Raw genomic sequence first — 16,524 nt, forward strand, 5'->3', positions numbered from 1 at the left:
GGACGCATGACACGCCCGCCCATCATGGTTTTCAGAAGGTCCTATGACGCGATCATTCAGGCTTTGGGTTGATAGGTTTGCTCGGGACCGGGGAAAACGCGGGCGCGAACTTCCTCGGCATAGCGCGACGCCGCCGCATCGATGCGGCCGGCAAGGTCGTCATAACGTTTCACGAACCGCGCGGTGCGATCGAACATGCCCAGCATGTCGTCGATCACCAGCACCTGGCCATCGCAATCGGCCGATGCCCCGATACCAATGACCGGGCACGAAACCTCGGCGGTCACCGCGCGGGCAAGCGGTTCGATCACACCTTCGACGACCAGCGAGAAGGCGCCCGCCTCGGCAATCGCACGCGCATCGGCGATGATCTTGGCATGTTCGGCATTGCTGCGGCCACGCGCACCGTAACCGCCCAGCGCGTTCACCGCCTGCGGAGTGAGCCCAATATGGCCGACAACGGGGATACCGCGCGCAGTGAGGAACGCGACGGTCGGCGCCATCGCTTCACCGCCCTCAAGCTTGACTGCGGCGGCGCCGGTTTCGGCCATCACGCGCGAAGCAGAGGCAAAGGCCTGTTCGGGGCTGGCTTCATAGCTGCCAAAGGGCATATCGATCACGACGACCGAATGATAGCTGCCACGCACCACGGCGGCGCCGTGCGCGCACATCATGTCGAGCGTGACGGGCAGCGTCGACGGCAGGCCGTAAATCACCTGCGCCAAGCTGTCCCCCACCAGCAGCATGTCGCAGTGGGAATCGAGCAGTTGCGCCATGCGCGCCGTATAGGCGGTGAGCATGACGATGGGCTCCTTGCCCTTGCGCGCCTGGATCTGCGGCACCGTCAGCCGCTTCATCGGAGCGGGTGTGGGATGGGCGCGGCTGGTGGATGTGTCGAGCGTATAGGTCGTAGACATAAGGGCTTCTTAGCCCGACTGCCCGGCACAGACCAGACCCAAGGCATCAGCGCAGCGCGGCAACCGCCACCCCCGGATTGTCGCTGAACACCCCGTCCACACCTAGATCGGCAAACAGCCGGATTTCGGCCGCCAGATCGCCAGCTCCACGCGGGCTGATGCCCTTGCGCATATCGGCCGGCAGGAAATAATTTTCGGCGCGGAAGGTCCAAGGGTGCACCTCCAGCCCCGCCGCATGCGCATCTTCGACAAAGCGCGTCGGCGCGCCGCGTCGGCCGATCCGGCTTACCGGCACAATCAACGACTTGGCCGGCCCGACGCCATCGGCATAGGCGGCCACCCCCTGCAAGCCCTTCGCCGTCGCCATCTCCGCATAGGCGGCGCTGTCTTCCATCAACTGGATAAGCCGCAGCTTCGTCATCCCGCGCAACTGGCGCAGATTGGCCGCCTCGAACGACTGGATGAACACCGGATCGGCGGCCTCGCGATATCCATAACGGTCGAGCAACGCGATCAGCGGCGCTTCAAGCGCCAATCCGATTGACTGGAAATAGCTCGGGTGCTTGGTCTCTGGATAAAGCCCGATCCGTCGCCCCCGCCGCTTTTCCTCGGTCTGGGCAAGCGCGATCACTTCCTCAAAGGTCGGGATTTCGAACTGCCCGTCAAACTTCCGGTTATTGGGCCGCAGGAGCGGCAACCGCTCGCGCGCGCGCAATGTCTTCAGTTCGGCGAGGGTGAAATCCTCGGTGAACCATCCCGTGATCGCCTTGCCGTCTATCGTCTTCGTCGTCTTGCGCGCGGCGAATTCGCGGCGGTCGGAAACGTCTGTGGTCTCCGAAATCTCGTTCTCATGCCGCGCAACAAGCACGCCGTCCTTGGTCATCACCAGATCCGGCTCGATGAAATCGGCACCCTGCTCGATTGCGAGCGCATAGGATGCAAGCGTGTGTTCAGGTCGCTCCCCCGAAGCGCCGCGATGCGCGATCACAATCGGCTGCGCGGTGGCGGACGCCGCCATCACCATGAGCGCGCAGCCTGCGAGAATTCGAAACATCCAGCCCTCCGCATAGAAAGCTCTCCTGCCCGCAAAAACTTACGCGCCGATGGCAAAGGCGCGGTTAATCACCCCAGTGCCGCCTCATATTGATCGGCCTTGAAGCCAACGAGGCACGTATCGCCCAGATCAAGCACCGGCCGCTTGATCATCGAAGGCTGGGCGATCATCAGCGCGATCGCCTTGTCGGCATCCAGATCGGCGCGCGCATCCTCGGGCAGCTTGCGAAAGGTGGTACCCGCCCGGTTCAGGATCTTTTCCCAGCCATGCTCGTCCACCCATGTACGCAGCGAGCCCGCATCGATCCCCGATGCCTTGTAATCGTGGAAATCATAGGCGACCCCCTGCCCCTCTAGCCAGGTACGGGCCTTCTTGATCGTGTCGCAATTCTTGATGCCGTACATGGTGATGGTCATTGAACGATGATTCCCTGAAAAATCCGGAACATGAGACATAGCGAAAAGGCCGCCCTTTCGGACGGCCTTTTTTGTTCACTTCAACCAGCTGAAGAACCGGTCATTCCCACTCGATCGTGCCCGGGGGCTTTGAGGTGAAGTCATAGACCACGCGGTTGATGCCCTTTACCTCGTTGACGATGCGCGTCGCGACGCGGGTCAGGAAGCTGGGGTCGAAGGGATAGACATCGGCGGTCATGCCGTCGGTCGAGGTGACCGCACGCAGTGCACAGACCGAATCATAGGTGCGGCCATCGCCCATCACGCCGACCGTCTTGACCGGCAGCAGCACGGCAAAGGCCTGCCAGATCGCGTCATAAAGGCCCGCATTGCGGATTTCCTCGAGATAGATCGCATCCGCCTTGCGCAGAATGTCACACTTTTCCTTGCTGACTTCGCCGGGAATACGGATGGCGAGGCCCGGCCCCGGGAAGGGGTGGCGGCCAACGAAAACGTCGGGCAGGCCGAGTTCGCGACCGAGTTCGCGGACTTCGTCCTTGAACAGTTCGCGCAGCGGCTCGACGAGCTTCATGTTCATGCGCTCGGGCAGACCGCCAACATTGTGGTGGCTCTTGATCGTGACCGAGGGGCCGCCGGTGAAGGAGACGCTTTCGATCACATCCGGATAGAGCGTACCCTGCGCAAGGAATTCGGCGCCGCCAATCTTGCGCGCTTCTTCCTCGAACACGTCGATGAAGGTCTTGCCGATGAACTTGCGCTTCTTTTCGGGATCGGTTTCGCCGGCCAGACCCGACATGAACAGCGTTTCGGCGTTCACATGGACGAGCGGGATATTGTAGTGGCCGCGGAACAGGCTGACGACCTGATCGGCCTCGCCCGAGCGCATCAGGCCGTGATCGACGAAGACGCAGGTCAGCTGGTCGCCGATCGCCTCATGGATCAACACCGCCGCCACCGCACTGTCGACGCCGCCCGAAAGGCCGCAGATCACCTTGCCGGTGCCGACCTGCTCGCGGATCTCGGCGATCTTGGTCGCGCGGAATTCGGCCATCGTCCAGTCACCCTTGAGGCCGCAGACATGGCGGGCGAAATTGGCGATGAGCTTGGCGCCATCGGGGGTGTGGACCACCTCGGGATGGAACTGCATGCCGTAGAAGCGCTTTTCATCGTTCGCGATGACCGCGAAGGGCGCGCCCGGCGTGGTGGCGACAATGCGGAACCCGGGGGCGAGCGCGGTGACCTTGTCGCCGTGGCTCATCCACACCTGATGCGTTTCGCCTTCGGCCCAGAGGCCGTCGAACAGCGCGCAACGCTCGCTCACCTCGATGAATGCGCGGCCGAATTCGCCGCTTTCGCCGCCTTCGACCTTGCCACCCAGCTGTTGGGTCATGGTCTGCTGGCCGTAGCAGATGCCAAGGATCGGCACGCCGGCATCGAACAGCGCCTGCGGTGCGCGGGGGCTACCCTCTTCGGTCACCGATGCGGGGCCACCGGAAAGGATGATCCCCTTGGGCTTCATCCGTTCATAAGCGGCCTCGGCCATGCTGAACGGTGCGATTTCGCTGTAAACGCCGGCTTCGCGCACACGCCTTGCGATGAGCTGCGTCACCTGGCTGCCGAAATCGACGATGAGGATGGAGTCCTGCGGCTGTACTGTCATCGAGTCGCCCGATTGTCTGGAGGGAAATGTTGCCGCGCCGGTTAGAGCCAGCGCGGCCATCTGTCCAGTTCAGGGGACGATTACGCGCTCAGCGCCACGCGACTCCGCTGTCGATCTGGACCGATTGCACCTGCCCATAACGATAGGAACAGGTGAAGCGCTGCCGGTTCGGATGATCGTCGCGGTAGCCCCGGCGGGTTTCGATCAGTCCCTCGACCTTCCAGCCATCGTCCGCAGGGTCAACGCGCAGGATCTCGCGTACGCTGGCCATGTCCCCCTTGCCCGATGCGCGGTCTTCGGCGGCAAAGGCGCAGGCATCGACGGCGGCGTCCTCAGCCGCGCCGTCGGCACCCTCGTCGTTCGAATTGTCATTGGGGCGATCGGGATAGTCATCGCCCGGATAGCGTTCGCCGCGCTTGCGATCCTGGTCCTTTTTCGCGGCCGCCGCGATGGCCGCGACACCACCGATGATCAGGATGCCGGCGAGCACGTCCCCCCCGCTGATCCCGCCGCGATCGCGGCGATGGCGCCACCCACCATAATGGCCGCCCCAGCCACCGCTGTTCCAGCCTCCGGGGCCGCGGGCCAGCGCCGGCGTCGCCGAGGTAGCAAGCAGCGCCGCGATCACGGCAGCGCCAGCGGATTTGCGCAGAATGGCCATCGACTCGATCCACCTTCACCAAGGCCCCGGGCCGGAGCCGATGCTCCTCCTTGGACCAGAGGTGCTTTCAAGACGATGAACCGAAACGGCCCGCCGTCCGCACCTGAATACGGACGGCAGGAACCCGCCTTATTTCGGCTCGGCGATCGACAGCCCGGTCCATTTCGCGATGAACGCGTACATGTCCGACGCTTCCTCGATGATCTTGTCGGTCGGCTTGCCCGAGCCATGGCCAGCGCGCGTCTCGATCCGGATCAGATGCGGCTTGGCACCGATATTCGCTGCCTGCAGCGCCGCCGTATATTTGAAGCTGTGCCCGGGAACCACCCGGTCATCGGTATCCGCCGTGGTGACGAGGATCGCCGGATAGTCCACGCCAGCCTTGACGTTGTGATAGGGCGAATAGCTGTAGAGTTTGTGGAAATCGGCTTCCTTTGCGGGATAGCCGTAATCGTCCACCCAGTAGCGGCCCGCCGTCCAGCGGTCGAAACGGAGCATGTCCATCACGCCCACCGCCGGCAGCGCCGCGGCAAAAAGGTCGGGCCGCTGGTTGACGACCGCGCCGATCAGCAACCCGCCGTTCGAACGCCCCTCGACCGCAAGCTGCCCCTTGCCAGTGATGCCCTGCGCGATCAGATATTCGCCGGCGGCGATGAAATCGTCGAACACATTCTGCTTGTTCTGCAAACGGCCGCCATCATGCCATTCCTTGCCATATTCGCCGCCACCGCGAAGATTGGCGATGGCCAGCACCCCGCCCTGCTCCAGCCAGGCAAGGCGCGTGGCCGAAAAGCTGGGCGTGACCGAGATCTGGAAACCGCCATAGCCATAAAGCAGCGTGGGGGCGCCACCCGCGGGCGCCGCGCCCTTCTTGCGCACGATGAAGAGCGGTACCTTGGTGCCGTCCTTAGACGTGTAGAATTGCTGGGCCGTTTCGTATTGCGCGGGGTCGAACGCGACCTTGGGCTGCGCGAAGGTGCTGACCGCACCGGTCGCCGTGTCGAGACGGTAAACGGTGGGCGCCGCCGCAAAGCTGGAAAAGCTGTAAAAGGTCTCGCTGTCGCCCGCCTTGCCGCCAAAGCCGTAAGCCGTGCCGATCCCCGGCAATGTCACATCGCCGGCGGGCTTGCCGTCCAAGCTCACCATCTTCGCTTCGGAGCGCGCGTCGCGCAGATAGGTGAGCACGATCTTGTCGCCCACCATGCTCGCCCCGGTCAGCGTCGCATCACTCTGGGCGATCAACTCTATGGGCGCCGCCTTGGGCTTGGCGATATCGAGCGTCACCACGCGCTGGCGCGGGGCATCCTTGTCGGTGACGAAATAGAAAAGCGTGCCCTTGTTGCCGACCAGCTGCCAGCTATTCTCAAGCCCGGCAATGAGCGTGAGCGGCTTGGCGCTCTTCGCCTGCAGATCGATGACGTTCACTTCGTAACGTGCATCGGTGCCCTGCGTCGATGTGACGACAAGATAGCGGCCGTCATCGGTGACCTCTGCCGAATGGCCGAGCGCCGGGCGCTCGGGCGTGCGGTAGATCAGCGTATCGGCCGATTGCGGCGTGCCGACCTTGTGGAACCAGACCTGCTGGTTGGTGCTGAGCGACTGAAAGGCCTCCCCCTCGGCCGGCGCATCGAAACGCGAGTAGTAAAATCCGCTGCCGTCCTTCGCCCAATCGAGGTTCGAATATTTGACCCACTTCACCTCGTCGTCGAGCACCTTGCCCGAGGCAACGTCGAGAACGCGCACGGTGCGCCAGTCGCTGCCGCCATCCTGGATGGCATAAACCAGCTTCTGCCCGTCGCCCGACGGCTTCCATTCGGCCAGCGCGGTCGCGCCGTCCTTCGCCCAGTCATTGGGGTTGATGAGCACGCGGCGCTCTGCCGAAAGCCCGTCCTGCACATAGAGAACCGACTGGTTCTGGAGCCCGTCATTGCGCGTGTAGAAATAGCGGCTGCCCGCCTTGCGCGGCACATCGAAACGCTCGAAATCAAGCAACTTGGCCATGCGCGCCTTCAGCACATCGCGGCCCGGCAGCGTCGCCAGATAGGCGTTGGTGACGGCATTTTCGGAATCGACCCACTGCTTCACCTTGGGGTCGACGCGCACGTCGTTTTCGAGCCAGCGATACGGGTCGGCCACCTGAACACCGAACTGGGTGTCGGTGACGTTTTCGCGCGCGGTCGCCGGATAGACGAGGCGGGCGGGCATTTGCTGGCGCGCATCAGGCACGGCATCAGCGGCGGATTTGGCGTTGAGCATGGTCGGGATCATCGCGATCAGGGGAAGGCTTGCAAGAGCGAGCGCACGACGCATCGAATAACTACTCCGGAAATATAATTGGATTGCCCGGACCGTAGCGCCTTGCCGAGAGGGGTCAAAGACGGATCGACGAACGACATGACGCCGCAAAAAACCCTCGATACATACGAAAAAGGGCCCCGCTTTCGCGAGGCCCTTTCCGATTTCTGCGATGCAGAAGTGGCGATTATGCCGCTTCAGCTTCGTCCTCGTCGCCGAGCACCGGACCGGAGTCCTGACCCTTGGCCGAAACGTCGCGATCGACGAGTTCGATATAGGCCACAGGTGCGGCGTCCGAAGCGCGGAAGCCCGCCTTGATGATGCGGGTGTAGCCGCCGTTGCGATCCTTGTAGCGCTCAGCGAGCACTTCGAAGAGCTTCACCAGCTGTGCGTCGTCCTGAAGACGAGCATGGGCCAGACGACGGTTCGAAAGGCCGCCCTTCTTGGCAAGCGTGATGAGCTTTTCGACGTAGCGACGCAGTTCCTTCGCCTTGGGCGTGGTCGTCAGGATCTGCTCATGCTTGATGAGCGAAGCCGACATGTTGCGGAACATTGCCGTACGGTGCGAGCTGGTACGCTGCAGTTTACGACCGCCTACGCGATGACGCATTTTTCTTTTCCTTCAGTTCGTTCGGGAGCCGTTCAAGGTACCCCCGGCCAGGCGGTGAAAATGGGGCACCGCCCAGACCCCGGAACGCCTCCCCCGACCAGGCCGAGGGAAGCGGAATAGCTTAGCCCAGGATTTCCTGTTCGAGCTTCTTGGCCATTTCCTCGATGTTCTCGGGCGGCCAGCCCGGGATTTCCATGCCGAGGCGCAGACCCATCGACGACAGCACTTCCTTGATTTCGTTCAGCGACTTGCGGCCGAAATTCGGGGTGCGGAGCATCTCTGCTTCGGTTTTCTGAACCAGATCGCCGATGTAGATGATGTTGTCGTTCTTGAGGCAGTTGGCCGAACGGACCGACAGTTCGAGCTCGTCCACCTTCTTGAGAAGGTAGCGGTTGAGCTGGTTGCTATCGCTTTCCGCTTCAGCAGCGGCGGGTGCCGCGATGCCGATCGGAGCCGAAGCCTGAACCATCTGGTCGTCAAAGTGGACGAAGAGCTGGAGCTGATCCTGAAGGATGCGCGCGGCATAGGCCACGGCGTCTTCGGGCGCGACGGTGCCATCGGTTTCGATGGTGAGCGTCAGCTTGTCATAATCCAGTTCCTGGCCAACGCGGGTGTTTTCCACCTTATAGGCCACCTGACGGACCGGCGAGTAAAGCGCGTCGATCGGGATAAGACCGATCGGAGCGTCCGCCGGACGGTTCGACGCAGCCGGGACATAGCCCTTGCCGACATCCGCCGTCAGTTCCATGTTCAGCGTCGCGCCTTCGTCAAGATGACAGATGACGAGATCGGGGTTCATCACTTCGGTGTCGCCCGAGACCGAGATCATGCCTGCGGTAACCGCAGCCGGACCGGTGGCCGAAAGCTGGAGACGCTTGGCGCCTTCACCTTCCATCTTGAGCGCAATCTGCTTCACGTTCAGCACGATGTCGGTCACGTCTTCACGCACGCCGGCCAGCGACGAGAACTCATGAAGGACGTTTTCGATCTTGATCGCGGTAACCGCTGCACCCTGCAGAGAGGAAAGCAGCACGCGACGCAGTGCGTTGCCAAGCGTCAGACCGAAACCACGTTCAAGCGGCTCCGCAACAAAAACCGCCTTGCGCTTGCCGTCGCCGCCAGCCTTTCTCTCCAGGCCATTGGGCTTCTTCAATTCCTGCCAGTTCTTTACATTGACAGACACGGGCTTCCCCTTGGCTTGAGCGGGAGCGCAAGCGCTCCGGCCGATAACAGAAATTGCACGAGCCTCCCGATGGGAGGCTCGAGACGGTCAGATCAGACGCGACGACGCTTGGACGGACGAACGCCGTTGTGCGGGATCGGCGTCACGTCGCGGATCGACGTGATGTTGAAGCCAACCGCCTGCAGTGCGCGAAGCGCGGATTCACGACCCGAACCGGGGCCCTTCACTTCCACTTCAAGAGTGCGAACACCGTGCTCGGCCGCCTTGCGCCCTGCGTCTTCGGCGCAAACCTGAGCGGCATAAGGCGTCGACTTGCGGCTGCCCTTGAAGCCCATCATGCCCGCCGACGACCACGAGATCGCATTGCCCTGCGCGTCGGTGATGGTGACCATGGTGTTGTTGAAGCTGGCGTTCACATGCGCGACGCCGGCGGTGATGTTCTTGCGCTCGCGCCGGCGAAGGCGCTGAGGTTCGCGTGCCATATTCGTGTCCTACCTATATCTGAGAGACAATGCCGGAAAAACCGGACGCGTCTTACTTCTTCTTACCGGCGATCGGCTTGGCCTTGCCCTTGCGGGTGCGCGCATTGGTGTGCGTGCGCTGACCACGAACGGGCAGACCCTTACGATGACGCAGGCCGCGATAGCAGGCGAGGTCCATCAGGCGCTTGATGTTCATCGCGGTTTCGCGACGAAGATCACCTTCCACCGTGTGCTCGGCGTCGATCGTTTCGCGGATCTGGAGCACTTCCTGGTCGGAAAGGTCCTGCACGCGACGCTCGGGGGCGATGCCCAGCTTGTCGGTGATCTGCTTGGCCTTGAAGGGGCCGATGCCGTGAATATAGGTGAGCGCGATCAGAACGCGCTTGTTGGTCGGGATGTTAACACCCGCAATACGTGCCATCTTCTTCTTTCTCCTGCTCCACGATCGCACCTTGGCGAGGCACGATCATCTCAACGCGTGTCTCCCGAAACGCACAAACGCGGCGAGCGCAGGAATCGCGCCGCCGGAGGCCGGGGTTTCGGAATGAAAGCGGCATTAGGCCTCGGCTAAAGGTGAGTCAAGCGACGCCCGCGCAGCTAGCCACACAAATCGGGTCGGGCGCGGGTGGTGGAGGGCAGTGTGTTGGAAGTGGCACTGCAGCCAGCGCCCTCCACCGCTGGCGGGTTTAGCGCCTGACGTTGCAAAGTGCGAGATGGTCTTTGCTATTTTCGCAAAGATGTCCGTCAGTTCAGCGCGCGTCATCATCCGCTGAAAATACGGGTTCGCAGAGGACCGGGAAATTGACCGAGCGCGCGATGAAGCATTTAGCATGCGCATCGGCATGGAGCGCACGCGCCTTGTCGACGTCCGAATCGCTGGTGAGCGTCACATGGGGCCGCAGCACGACGCAGGTAAACTGGCCCGCCCCGCCCGCTTCCTCTTCCATCACCCCCTCGGCCGAATCGGCATAGGCGGTAACGACAACCCCGGCCCCCGCGCACAGCCCCAAATACCAGAGCATGTGGCAGGCCGAGAGCGATGAGACGAGGAGCTCTTCGGGATTGTAGCGGGTCGTGTCCCCGCGGAAACTGGGGTCGGAACTGCCGGCGATATCGGCTGACTTGCCCGCAATGCTGATCACGTGATCGCGGCGATAGGCGGCATAGGCTCTGGTCCCCTGCCCCTCATTACCGGTCCATTCGACCAGCGCCTTGTAACTGTGCGTGCGCGACATGGCGGCCTCCCCCTTTTTGCAAAGAGCCGGGGAGCGGCACCGAGGGCCGCTCCGCCGGAGGCATTCAGACTACGCCATAAGCGAGCATCGCGTCTGCCACTTTCTTGAAGCCCGCGATGTTGGCGCCGCGCACATAGTCGACATAGTCGTCGGACTGCTGACCATACTGCAAGCAGCTTTCATGGATGCCCTGCATGATGTCGAGCAGCAGCTTCTGGAGTTCGGGCTCCTTCCACGAACGGCGCTGCGAGTTCTGGCTCATTTCCAGACCAGACACCGCCACGCCGCCGGCATTCGCCGCCTTGCCCGGTGCATAGAGGATGCGGGCATCCTTGAACACGTGCACACCCTCAAGCGTGGTGGGCATGTTCGCGCCTTCGCTGACGCCGATACAGCCATTGGCGATGAGCGTGCGCGCATCGTCGCCATCGAGCTCGTTCTGCGTCGCGCAGGGCAGCGCCACATCACACGGCACGCTCCAGGGGCGCTTGCCTTCATGATAGGTCGCGTTCTTGAATTCCTGGACATAGTCGGCGATCCGACCGCGACGCTTGGTCTTGTGTTCCTTCACCCAGTCGATCTTGTCCTGATCGATGCCGTCGGGGTCATGAACAAAGCCCTGGCTGTCCGAGAAGGTGAGCACCTTGCCGCCAAGCTGCGTAACCTTTTCGGCCGCGAAAGTGGCGACGTTGCCCGAACCGGAGATCACCGCATTCATGCCCGACAGATCGGTGCCGCGCGTCGCCAGCATGTTCTGAAGGAAATAGACCGCGCCGTAGCCAGTGGCTTCGGGACGGATCAGCGAACCGCCATATTCGAGCCCCTTGCCGGTGAGCACGCCGGTGAACTGGTTGGTGATGCGCTTATACTGACCGAACATATAGCCGATCTCGCGCGCGCCCACGCCGATATCGCCGGCGGGCACGTCCACATCCGCGCCGACATGGCGATAGAGCTCGGTCATATAGCTCTGGCAAAAGCGCATCACTTCATGATCGCTCTTGCCCTTGGGGTTGAAGTTCGCGCCGCCCTTGCCGCCGCCCATGGGCAGGCCGGTCAGCGCGTTCTTGAACGTCTGCTCGAACGCGAGGAACTTCAGCACGCTTTCGGTGACGGTGGGGTGGAAACGGATCCCGCCCTTATAGGGGCCGATCGAGTTGTTATTCTGCACCCGCCAGCCACGTTGCACGCGGATCTGGCCCTGATCGTCTTCCCAGCACACCCGGAACGAGATCACACGGTCGGGTTCGCAGATCCGGCGCAGGATCTGATATTCGTGATATTGCGGCTTGTCGGCAATGAAATCGAAAATGTCTTCGGCAACTTCCTGCACGGCCTGAACGAATTCGGGCTGGCCGGGATTGTGCTTGCGCACATCGCCAATGAACGTTTCGAGGTCGGGATATTCCCTGACGCTCATGATGGTCTCCTTAAGCGAACGCTTGGCCGGAGCTTTACGGACCATCTCTTATTTTTGCTGGCCCACCCCGATTGCCCGGCCCCTTTAGACGGCAAGAGGGCAATCAATCCACCATTTTGCTGCATTGCACGCGCATTTTAAGAAACAACCATGCGCCAAGACCGGAATCGACGCATTTTTATCGCGGTTTTCGTAAGGGTTTCGTCAGAAACTCAACGCGGCTTCCGGTTGGCGTAACGGGCCAGCCCGGCCAGCTGTTCGTCGAGCACCTTGCCAACCAGCGGTGCCAGCGCGCCAAGCCCACCCTTCACATGGCCGCTCGCGACATAGCGCTGGGTAATCCGCGTCCCGGCCCCGCTTTTCTCGAGCGTCCAGCTGAGCACCGCGTAAACGGGTTCCGACTGGAGCGGCCCAAGCCCGCCCACAAGTCGCAGCATCTGACCCGGCTGCGCATAGACCACCCGTCCATGCTCGACCGTGCCGCCATTGCTCAGCGTTTCGCAGAAACAGCCGCCCGCGCGCGTCGCCAACGTCATGTTCGCCGAATCGCCGGAATAGGTGTGCGCATCGCTCCACCACGCCCCGGGATTGGCGAAGGCGTCATAGACCACATCCGCCGGCGCGCTTACCGCCATATGGGTGACCAGTTCGAAATGCGTCTCGCCGGCCGAGACGGTTTCGGCCGCCAGCGGCGCCGCGCCCAACAGCAAGATCCCGGCGAATGCGACTGTCCACCCATGCATGGCATATCCCCCAAATGAAAAAATCCCGCGAGTGCCGGGGAGCGGACCGGATGGTACCAGCTCCCAGGCCCTCGCGGGACTGGAATTCCGAATTACCGGCGATCAGCGCGCGCCGAGAATTCCTTCAATCGCCGCATTCACATCGGCGATGTCAGCCATGCCGTCGACCCGGCTGACGAGGCTGCGCGCCTCGTAGATCGGCAGGATCGGCGCGGTCTTGGCGCGGTATTCCGCCATGCGCGTACGCACGGTTTCGGCGTTATCGTCGGGACGACGCTTGAACTCCGTCCCGCCGCAAACGTCGCAGGTGCCTTCGACCTTGGGCTGCTTGAAGCTGTCGTGATAGCCTTCGCCGCAATTGGCGCAGGTGAAACGACCGGTGATCCGCTCGACGAGCGCGTCCTCGTTCACTTCAAGCTCGATCACATGATCGAGCGTCCGGTTGCGCTCGGCCAGAATTGCATCGAGCGATTCCGCCTGTGCCGCGGTGCGCGGATAGCCGTCGAAGATCACGCCGGTTTCGGGCGGAAGCTTGTCCAGCGCTTCACCGATCAGCGCCGAGACGATTTCGTCCGAGACGAGTTCGCCCGCATCCATCACCGCCTTCGCCTTGAGGCCGACGGGCGTACCCGCCTTCACCGCCGCACGAAGCATGTCACCAGTGGAGAGTTGAACCATTCCACGCTCGCTCACGAGCCGGCTAGCCTGCGTCCCCTTACCTGCCCCCGGAGGGCCCAACAGGATAATATTCATGAATGCGCCCCCAGCGCGAACGGTTCAACGATCAACGTGCTCTCCCGCCTTTCAGCTTAGCTTTCTTGATTAGGTCACCATATTGGTGCGCGAGCAGATGGCTCTGGATCTGGGTAACCGTATCCATCGTGACGTTGACCACGATGAGCAGGCTGGTGCCGCCCAGATAGAACGGAATGCCCGCCGCCGAGATCAGATATTCGGGAAGCAGACAGATAACCGTCAGATAGGCCGCGCCGATCACGGTGATGCGCGTCAGCACGAAATCCAGATAGTCGGCGGTGTTCTTGCCCGGGCGGATGCCGGGGATGAAGCCGCCATAGCGCTTCAGATTGTCCGCGGTTTCTTCCGGGTTGAAGACGACTGCGGTGTAGAAGAAGCAGAAGAAGATGATGCCGGCGGCATAAAGCGCCATGTAGAGCGGCGAGCCGTGTTGCAGCGCGGTCGTCACCCCGATCATGAAGTCGCCGAACTGGCTTTCACCGGCAGCTTGCTGGCCCGCAAACTGCACCAGCGTCAGCGGCATGAGCAGCAGCGACGAAGCGAAGATCGGCGGAATCACACCCGCGGTGTTGATCTTGAGCGGCAGGTGCGACTTTTCGGCCTGCATCAGGCCACGCTGGGTCTGGCGCTTCGGATACTGGATCAGCACACGGCGCTGCGCGCGCTCCATGAACGCGATGAACGCGATCAGGCCAAGCGCGAGAACGATGATGCCGATGATCGCAAGCGGCGACATCGAACCGGTGCGGCCACCTTCGAACAGGTTCACGAGCGCGGTCGGCAGCTGCGACACGATGCCGGCCATGATGATGAGCGACACGCCGTTGCCGACGCCGCGGCTGGTGATCTGCTCACCCAGCCACATCAGGAACATCGTCCCGCCGATCAGCGAGATCACGGCCGCAACGCGGAACGCGATGCCCGGCTCGACCACGGCGGACATGCCTTGGCTCGCACCCCAGGCCTCAAGCCCGACAGCGATGAAATAGCCCTGAACCGCGGTCAGGCCGACGGTGCCATAGCGGGTGTACTGGTTGATCCGCTTGCGGCCGCTTTCGCCTTCCTTCTTGATCGCGGCCAGTGTCGGCGACAGCGCCGTTGCCAGCTGCACCACGATCGAGGCGGTGATGTACGGCATCACGCCGAGCGCGATCACGCTCATGCGCTCGAGCGAACCACCCGAAAATGTGTTAAAGAAATCGAGCACGCCGCCGCGCGTCGTTTCATAAAGCGATGCCAGTGCGCGCGGATCGATGCCGGGCAACGGCACATGGCTCAGCAGCCGGAACACGATGAGCGCACCAATGGTGAACCAGAGCCTCTTCTTGAGGTCGGTCGCCTGTGCGAACTTCGACAGGTTCAGGTTGCTTGCCAGATTGTCGGCTGCGGATGCCATAGTTGTTCTAGACCCCGAAAAACATGAGCGGCGGAATGCATCGCTGCCCCCCGCCGCCCCATATAATGTGCGATCGCGCTTTGTCTAAGCCCGATGCGACAAAGGGCAGCTTAGCCCTTTGCCTTTTCCTTCTTCGCGGCGAGGGTCTTGCCCTTCTTCGCAGCAGCCTTTTCGGCGGCCGGGATAACTTCGATCACGTCGACCGAACCGCCAGCCTTTTCGATGGCTTCCTTCGCGCCCTTCGACACGCCGGCAACCTTGAAGCTGAGCTTCGCGGTCAGTTCGCCCTTGCCGAGAATGCGAACGCCGTCCTTGCCACCGCGTGCAACGCCGGCTGCCTTCAGGGCAGCGTGGTCGATGACTGCGCCAGCGTCGAGCGTCTTGGCATCAACCAGCTTCTGGATCGCGCCGAGGTTCACCTCTGCATAATCCTTGGCGAAGATGTTGTTGAAGCCGCGCTTCGGGATACGCATGTGGAGCGGCATCTGACCGCCTTCGAAGCCGTTGATCGACACGCCCGAGCGTGCCTTGGCACCCTTTTGACCGCGACCGGCAGTCTTGCCGAGGCCCGAACCGATACCGCGGCCTACGCGGACGCGCTCCTTGCGGGCGCCGTAATTGTCGCGGATGTCATTGAGTTTCATAATATGCACTCGCTTTCGCTATGTTCGCGCTGACGCCGGAAAGCCCGGCGCCGATCACTGTTGTTCAAAACTGACTGTACCCCGGACACGGCCGGGGTACAGTTCGCACGGGGCTTTAGCCCGACTTTGGTCGGGCCGCTACCCTGTTTTTAGTCGGCCACCGAAACCAGGTGGTGAACCTTCTTCACCATGCCGCGAACCGAAGGGGTATCTTCGAGTTCCACGGTGCGGTGCATCTTGTTCAGACCGAGACCGATCAGCGTCTGGCGCTGTTCGGACGGACGGCGGATCGGCGAACCGATCTGCGTGACCTTGATCGTCTTGTTAGCCATTGAGCCTTACTCCACGACTGCTTCGGCATCGGCCTGGGCCACTGCGTCAGTGGCGCCACCGCGACGCAGCAGATCGGCAATCTTCTTGCCGCGGCGCTGCGCAACCGACTTCGGGCTGGTCTGTTCACCGAGCGCCTCGAAGGTCGCACGGATCATGTTGTAGGGGTTCGACGTACCGACCGACTTGGTCACCACGTCTGCCACGCCCAGGCTTTCGAAGATGGCGCGCATCGGGCCACCCGCGATGATGCCGGTACCGGCCGGAGCCGAACGCAGCGTCACCTTGCCTGCACCGAAATGGCCGTTGCCATCATGGTGAAGCGTACGGCCTTCCTTCAGCGGAACGCGAACCATTGCCTTCTTGGCAGCGGCAGTCGCCTTCGAAATCGCTTCAGGCACTTCGCGAGCCTTGCCGTGGCCGAAGCCTGCACGACCCTTGCCGTCGCCGACGACCACGAGCGCAGCGAAGCCGAAACGCTTACCACCCTTCACGGTCTTGGACACGCGGTTGATGTGAACGAGCTTTTCGATCAGCTCTTCACCCTGCTCTTCCTGGTTGCCACGACGGTCGTCGCGACGGCCACGGCCGCCACGATCGCCACCACGGCCGCCACGATCGCCACCGCGACCGCCACGGGGACCGCGACCGCGGCCCTCGGTCGGCTGCGCTTCGCCGGCGGGAGCGCCTTCGACGCCCTTAACTTCGGTTTCGTCAGCCAT

The 16,524-nt window shown here is 62.4% G+C and carries 18 protein-coding genes; all 18 read right to left on the minus strand.

The genetic code is table 11. The features are described from left to right. Window positions 1-56: 56 nt before the first annotated feature. Window positions 57-917 carry a 3-methyl-2-oxobutanoate hydroxymethyltransferase gene (gene panB / locus QYC26_RS05360; RefSeq protein ID WP_317514368.1) on the minus strand — a complete coding sequence of 287 codons (861 nt, stop codon included), beginning with the start codon at window positions 915-917 and terminating at the stop codon, window positions 57-59. A gap of 46 nt (window positions 918-963) precedes the next feature. Beyond that, window positions 964-1,971, minus strand: a complete 1,008-nt coding sequence (locus QYC26_RS05365) for a glycerophosphodiester phosphodiesterase (protein WP_317514369.1) — start codon at window positions 1,969-1,971, stop codon at window positions 964-966. 68 nt (window positions 1,972-2,039) lie between these two features. Continuing rightward, window positions 2,040-2,387, minus strand: a complete 348-nt coding sequence (locus QYC26_RS05370) for an ArsC family reductase (RefSeq protein WP_317514370.1) — start codon at window positions 2,385-2,387, stop codon at window positions 2,040-2,042. A gap of 100 nt (window positions 2,388-2,487) precedes the next feature. Beyond that, on the minus strand, window positions 2,488-4,047 hold the full coding sequence (gene guaA / locus QYC26_RS05375; RefSeq protein ID WP_317514371.1) for a glutamine-hydrolyzing GMP synthase: 1,560 nt from the start codon (window positions 4,045-4,047) through the stop codon (window positions 2,488-2,490). A gap of 88 nt (window positions 4,048-4,135) precedes the next feature. Beyond that, window positions 4,136-4,708, minus strand: coding sequence for a hypothetical protein (locus QYC26_RS05380; RefSeq protein ID WP_317514372.1), 573 nt, complete (start codon window positions 4,706-4,708; stop codon window positions 4,136-4,138). A 129-nt stretch (window positions 4,709-4,837) separates the two neighbouring features. Further along, window positions 4,838-7,018, minus strand: a complete 2,181-nt coding sequence (locus QYC26_RS05385) for a prolyl oligopeptidase family serine peptidase (protein WP_317514373.1) — start codon at window positions 7,016-7,018, stop codon at window positions 4,838-4,840. A 172-nt stretch (window positions 7,019-7,190) separates the two neighbouring features. Then, window positions 7,191-7,613, minus strand: coding sequence for a 50S ribosomal protein L17 (gene rplQ, locus QYC26_RS05390; protein ID WP_317514374.1), 423 nt, complete (start codon window positions 7,611-7,613; stop codon window positions 7,191-7,193). A 121-nt stretch (window positions 7,614-7,734) separates the two neighbouring features. Next, the gene (locus QYC26_RS05395; RefSeq protein ID WP_317514375.1) at window positions 7,735-8,796 is read right to left on the minus strand and encodes a DNA-directed RNA polymerase subunit alpha; all 1,062 of its coding nucleotides are present in this window, start codon (window positions 8,794-8,796) and stop codon (window positions 7,735-7,737) included. Window positions 8,797-8,888: 92 nt separating this feature from the next. Then, on the minus strand, window positions 8,889-9,278 hold the full coding sequence (gene rpsK, locus QYC26_RS05400) for a 30S ribosomal protein S11 (RefSeq protein WP_317514376.1): 390 nt from the start codon (window positions 9,276-9,278) through the stop codon (window positions 8,889-8,891). Window positions 9,279-9,330: 52 nt separating this feature from the next. Next, window positions 9,331-9,699, minus strand: a complete 369-nt coding sequence (gene rpsM / locus QYC26_RS05405; protein ID WP_317514377.1) for a 30S ribosomal protein S13 — start codon at window positions 9,697-9,699, stop codon at window positions 9,331-9,333. A gap of 328 nt (window positions 9,700-10,027) precedes the next feature. Continuing rightward, window positions 10,028-10,513: an OsmC family protein gene (locus tag QYC26_RS05410; protein ID WP_317514378.1), complete on the minus strand. Its 486-nt coding sequence runs from the start codon at window positions 10,511-10,513 to the stop codon at window positions 10,028-10,030. A 64-nt stretch (window positions 10,514-10,577) separates the two neighbouring features. Next, window positions 10,578-11,933, minus strand: a complete 1,356-nt coding sequence (gene gdhA / locus QYC26_RS05415) for an NADP-specific glutamate dehydrogenase (RefSeq protein WP_317514379.1) — start codon at window positions 11,931-11,933, stop codon at window positions 10,578-10,580. Between the two features lie 212 nt (window positions 11,934-12,145). Then, the gene (locus tag QYC26_RS05420) at window positions 12,146-12,676 is read right to left on the minus strand and encodes an SRPBCC family protein (RefSeq protein WP_317514380.1); all 531 of its coding nucleotides are present in this window, start codon (window positions 12,674-12,676) and stop codon (window positions 12,146-12,148) included. 102 nt (window positions 12,677-12,778) lie between these two features. After that, complete coding sequence (locus tag QYC26_RS05425) at window positions 12,779-13,429, minus strand: adenylate kinase (protein ID WP_317514381.1); 651 nt, start codon at window positions 13,427-13,429, stop codon at window positions 12,779-12,781. Between the two features lie 31 nt (window positions 13,430-13,460). Further along, a complete protein-coding gene (secY, locus tag QYC26_RS05430; RefSeq protein ID WP_317514382.1) occupies window positions 13,461-14,828 on the minus strand; it encodes a preprotein translocase subunit SecY in 1,368 nt (455 codons plus the stop codon). Window positions 14,829-14,938: 110 nt separating this feature from the next. Further along, a complete protein-coding gene (gene rplO, locus QYC26_RS05435) occupies window positions 14,939-15,472 on the minus strand; it encodes a 50S ribosomal protein L15 (protein ID WP_317514383.1) in 534 nt (177 codons plus the stop codon). Between the two features lie 149 nt (window positions 15,473-15,621). Next, complete coding sequence (rpmD, locus tag QYC26_RS05440) at window positions 15,622-15,804, minus strand: 50S ribosomal protein L30 (protein ID WP_317514384.1); 183 nt, start codon at window positions 15,802-15,804, stop codon at window positions 15,622-15,624. A 6-nt stretch (window positions 15,805-15,810) separates the two neighbouring features. Further along, window positions 15,811-16,524: a 30S ribosomal protein S5 gene (gene rpsE, locus QYC26_RS05445; RefSeq protein ID WP_317514385.1), complete on the minus strand. Its 714-nt coding sequence runs from the start codon at window positions 16,522-16,524 to the stop codon at window positions 15,811-15,813.

It is taken from the genome of Sphingomonas sp. C3-2, assembly GCF_033025475.1.
GTDB lineage: Bacteria > Pseudomonadota > Alphaproteobacteria > Sphingomonadales > Sphingomonadaceae > Sphingobium_A.

Excerpts from the sequence above, each read along its gene's own strand:
- QYC26_RS05385 (WP_317514373.1), bottom strand. The coding sequence starts at position 7,018 with ATGCGTCGTGCGCTCGCTCTTGCAAGCCTTCCCCTGATCGCGATGATC.
- guaA (WP_317514371.1), bottom strand. The coding sequence starts at position 4,047 with ATGACAGTACAGCCGCAGGACTCCATCCTCATCGTCGATTTCGGCAGC.
- rpsM (WP_317514377.1), bottom strand. The coding sequence starts at position 9,699 with ATGGCACGTATTGCGGGTGTTAACATCCCGACCAACAAGCGCGTTCTG.
- QYC26_RS05420 (WP_317514380.1), bottom strand. The coding sequence starts at position 12,676 with ATGCATGGGTGGACAGTCGCATTCGCCGGGATCTTGCTGTTGGGCGCG.
- secY (WP_317514382.1), bottom strand. The coding sequence starts at position 14,828 with ATGGCATCCGCAGCCGACAATCTGGCAAGCAACCTGAACCTGTCGAAG.
- rplO (WP_317514383.1), bottom strand. The coding sequence starts at position 15,472 with ATGAAACTCAATGACATCCGCGACAATTACGGCGCCCGCAAGGAGCGC.
- rpsK (WP_317514376.1), bottom strand. The coding sequence starts at position 9,278 with ATGGCACGCGAACCTCAGCGCCTTCGCCGGCGCGAGCGCAAGAACATC.
- QYC26_RS05370 (WP_317514370.1), bottom strand. The coding sequence starts at position 2,387 with ATGACCATCACCATGTACGGCATCAAGAATTGCGACACGATCAAGAAG.
- QYC26_RS05425 (WP_317514381.1), bottom strand. The coding sequence starts at position 13,429 with ATGAATATTATCCTGTTGGGCCCTCCGGGGGCAGGTAAGGGGACGCAG.
- gdhA (WP_317514379.1), bottom strand. The coding sequence starts at position 11,933 with ATGAGCGTCAGGGAATATCCCGACCTCGAAACGTTCATTGGCGATGTG.
- rpmD (WP_317514384.1), bottom strand. The coding sequence starts at position 15,804 with ATGGCTAACAAGACGATCAAGGTCACGCAGATCGGTTCGCCGATCCGC.
- rplQ (WP_317514374.1), bottom strand. The coding sequence starts at position 7,613 with ATGCGTCATCGCGTAGGCGGTCGTAAACTGCAGCGTACCAGCTCGCAC.
- QYC26_RS05410 (WP_317514378.1), bottom strand. The coding sequence starts at position 10,513 with ATGTCGCGCACGCACAGTTACAAGGCGCTGGTCGAATGGACCGGTAAT.
- rpsE (WP_317514385.1), bottom strand. The coding sequence starts at position 16,524 with ATGGCTGACGAAACCGAAGTTAAGGGCGTCGAAGGCGCTCCCGCCGGC.
- panB (WP_317514368.1), bottom strand. The coding sequence starts at position 917 with ATGTCTACGACCTATACGCTCGACACATCCACCAGCCGCGCCCATCCC.
- QYC26_RS05365 (WP_317514369.1), bottom strand. The coding sequence starts at position 1,971 with ATGTTTCGAATTCTCGCAGGCTGCGCGCTCATGGTGATGGCGGCGTCC.
- QYC26_RS05380 (WP_317514372.1), bottom strand. The coding sequence starts at position 4,708 with ATGGCCATTCTGCGCAAATCCGCTGGCGCTGCCGTGATCGCGGCGCTG.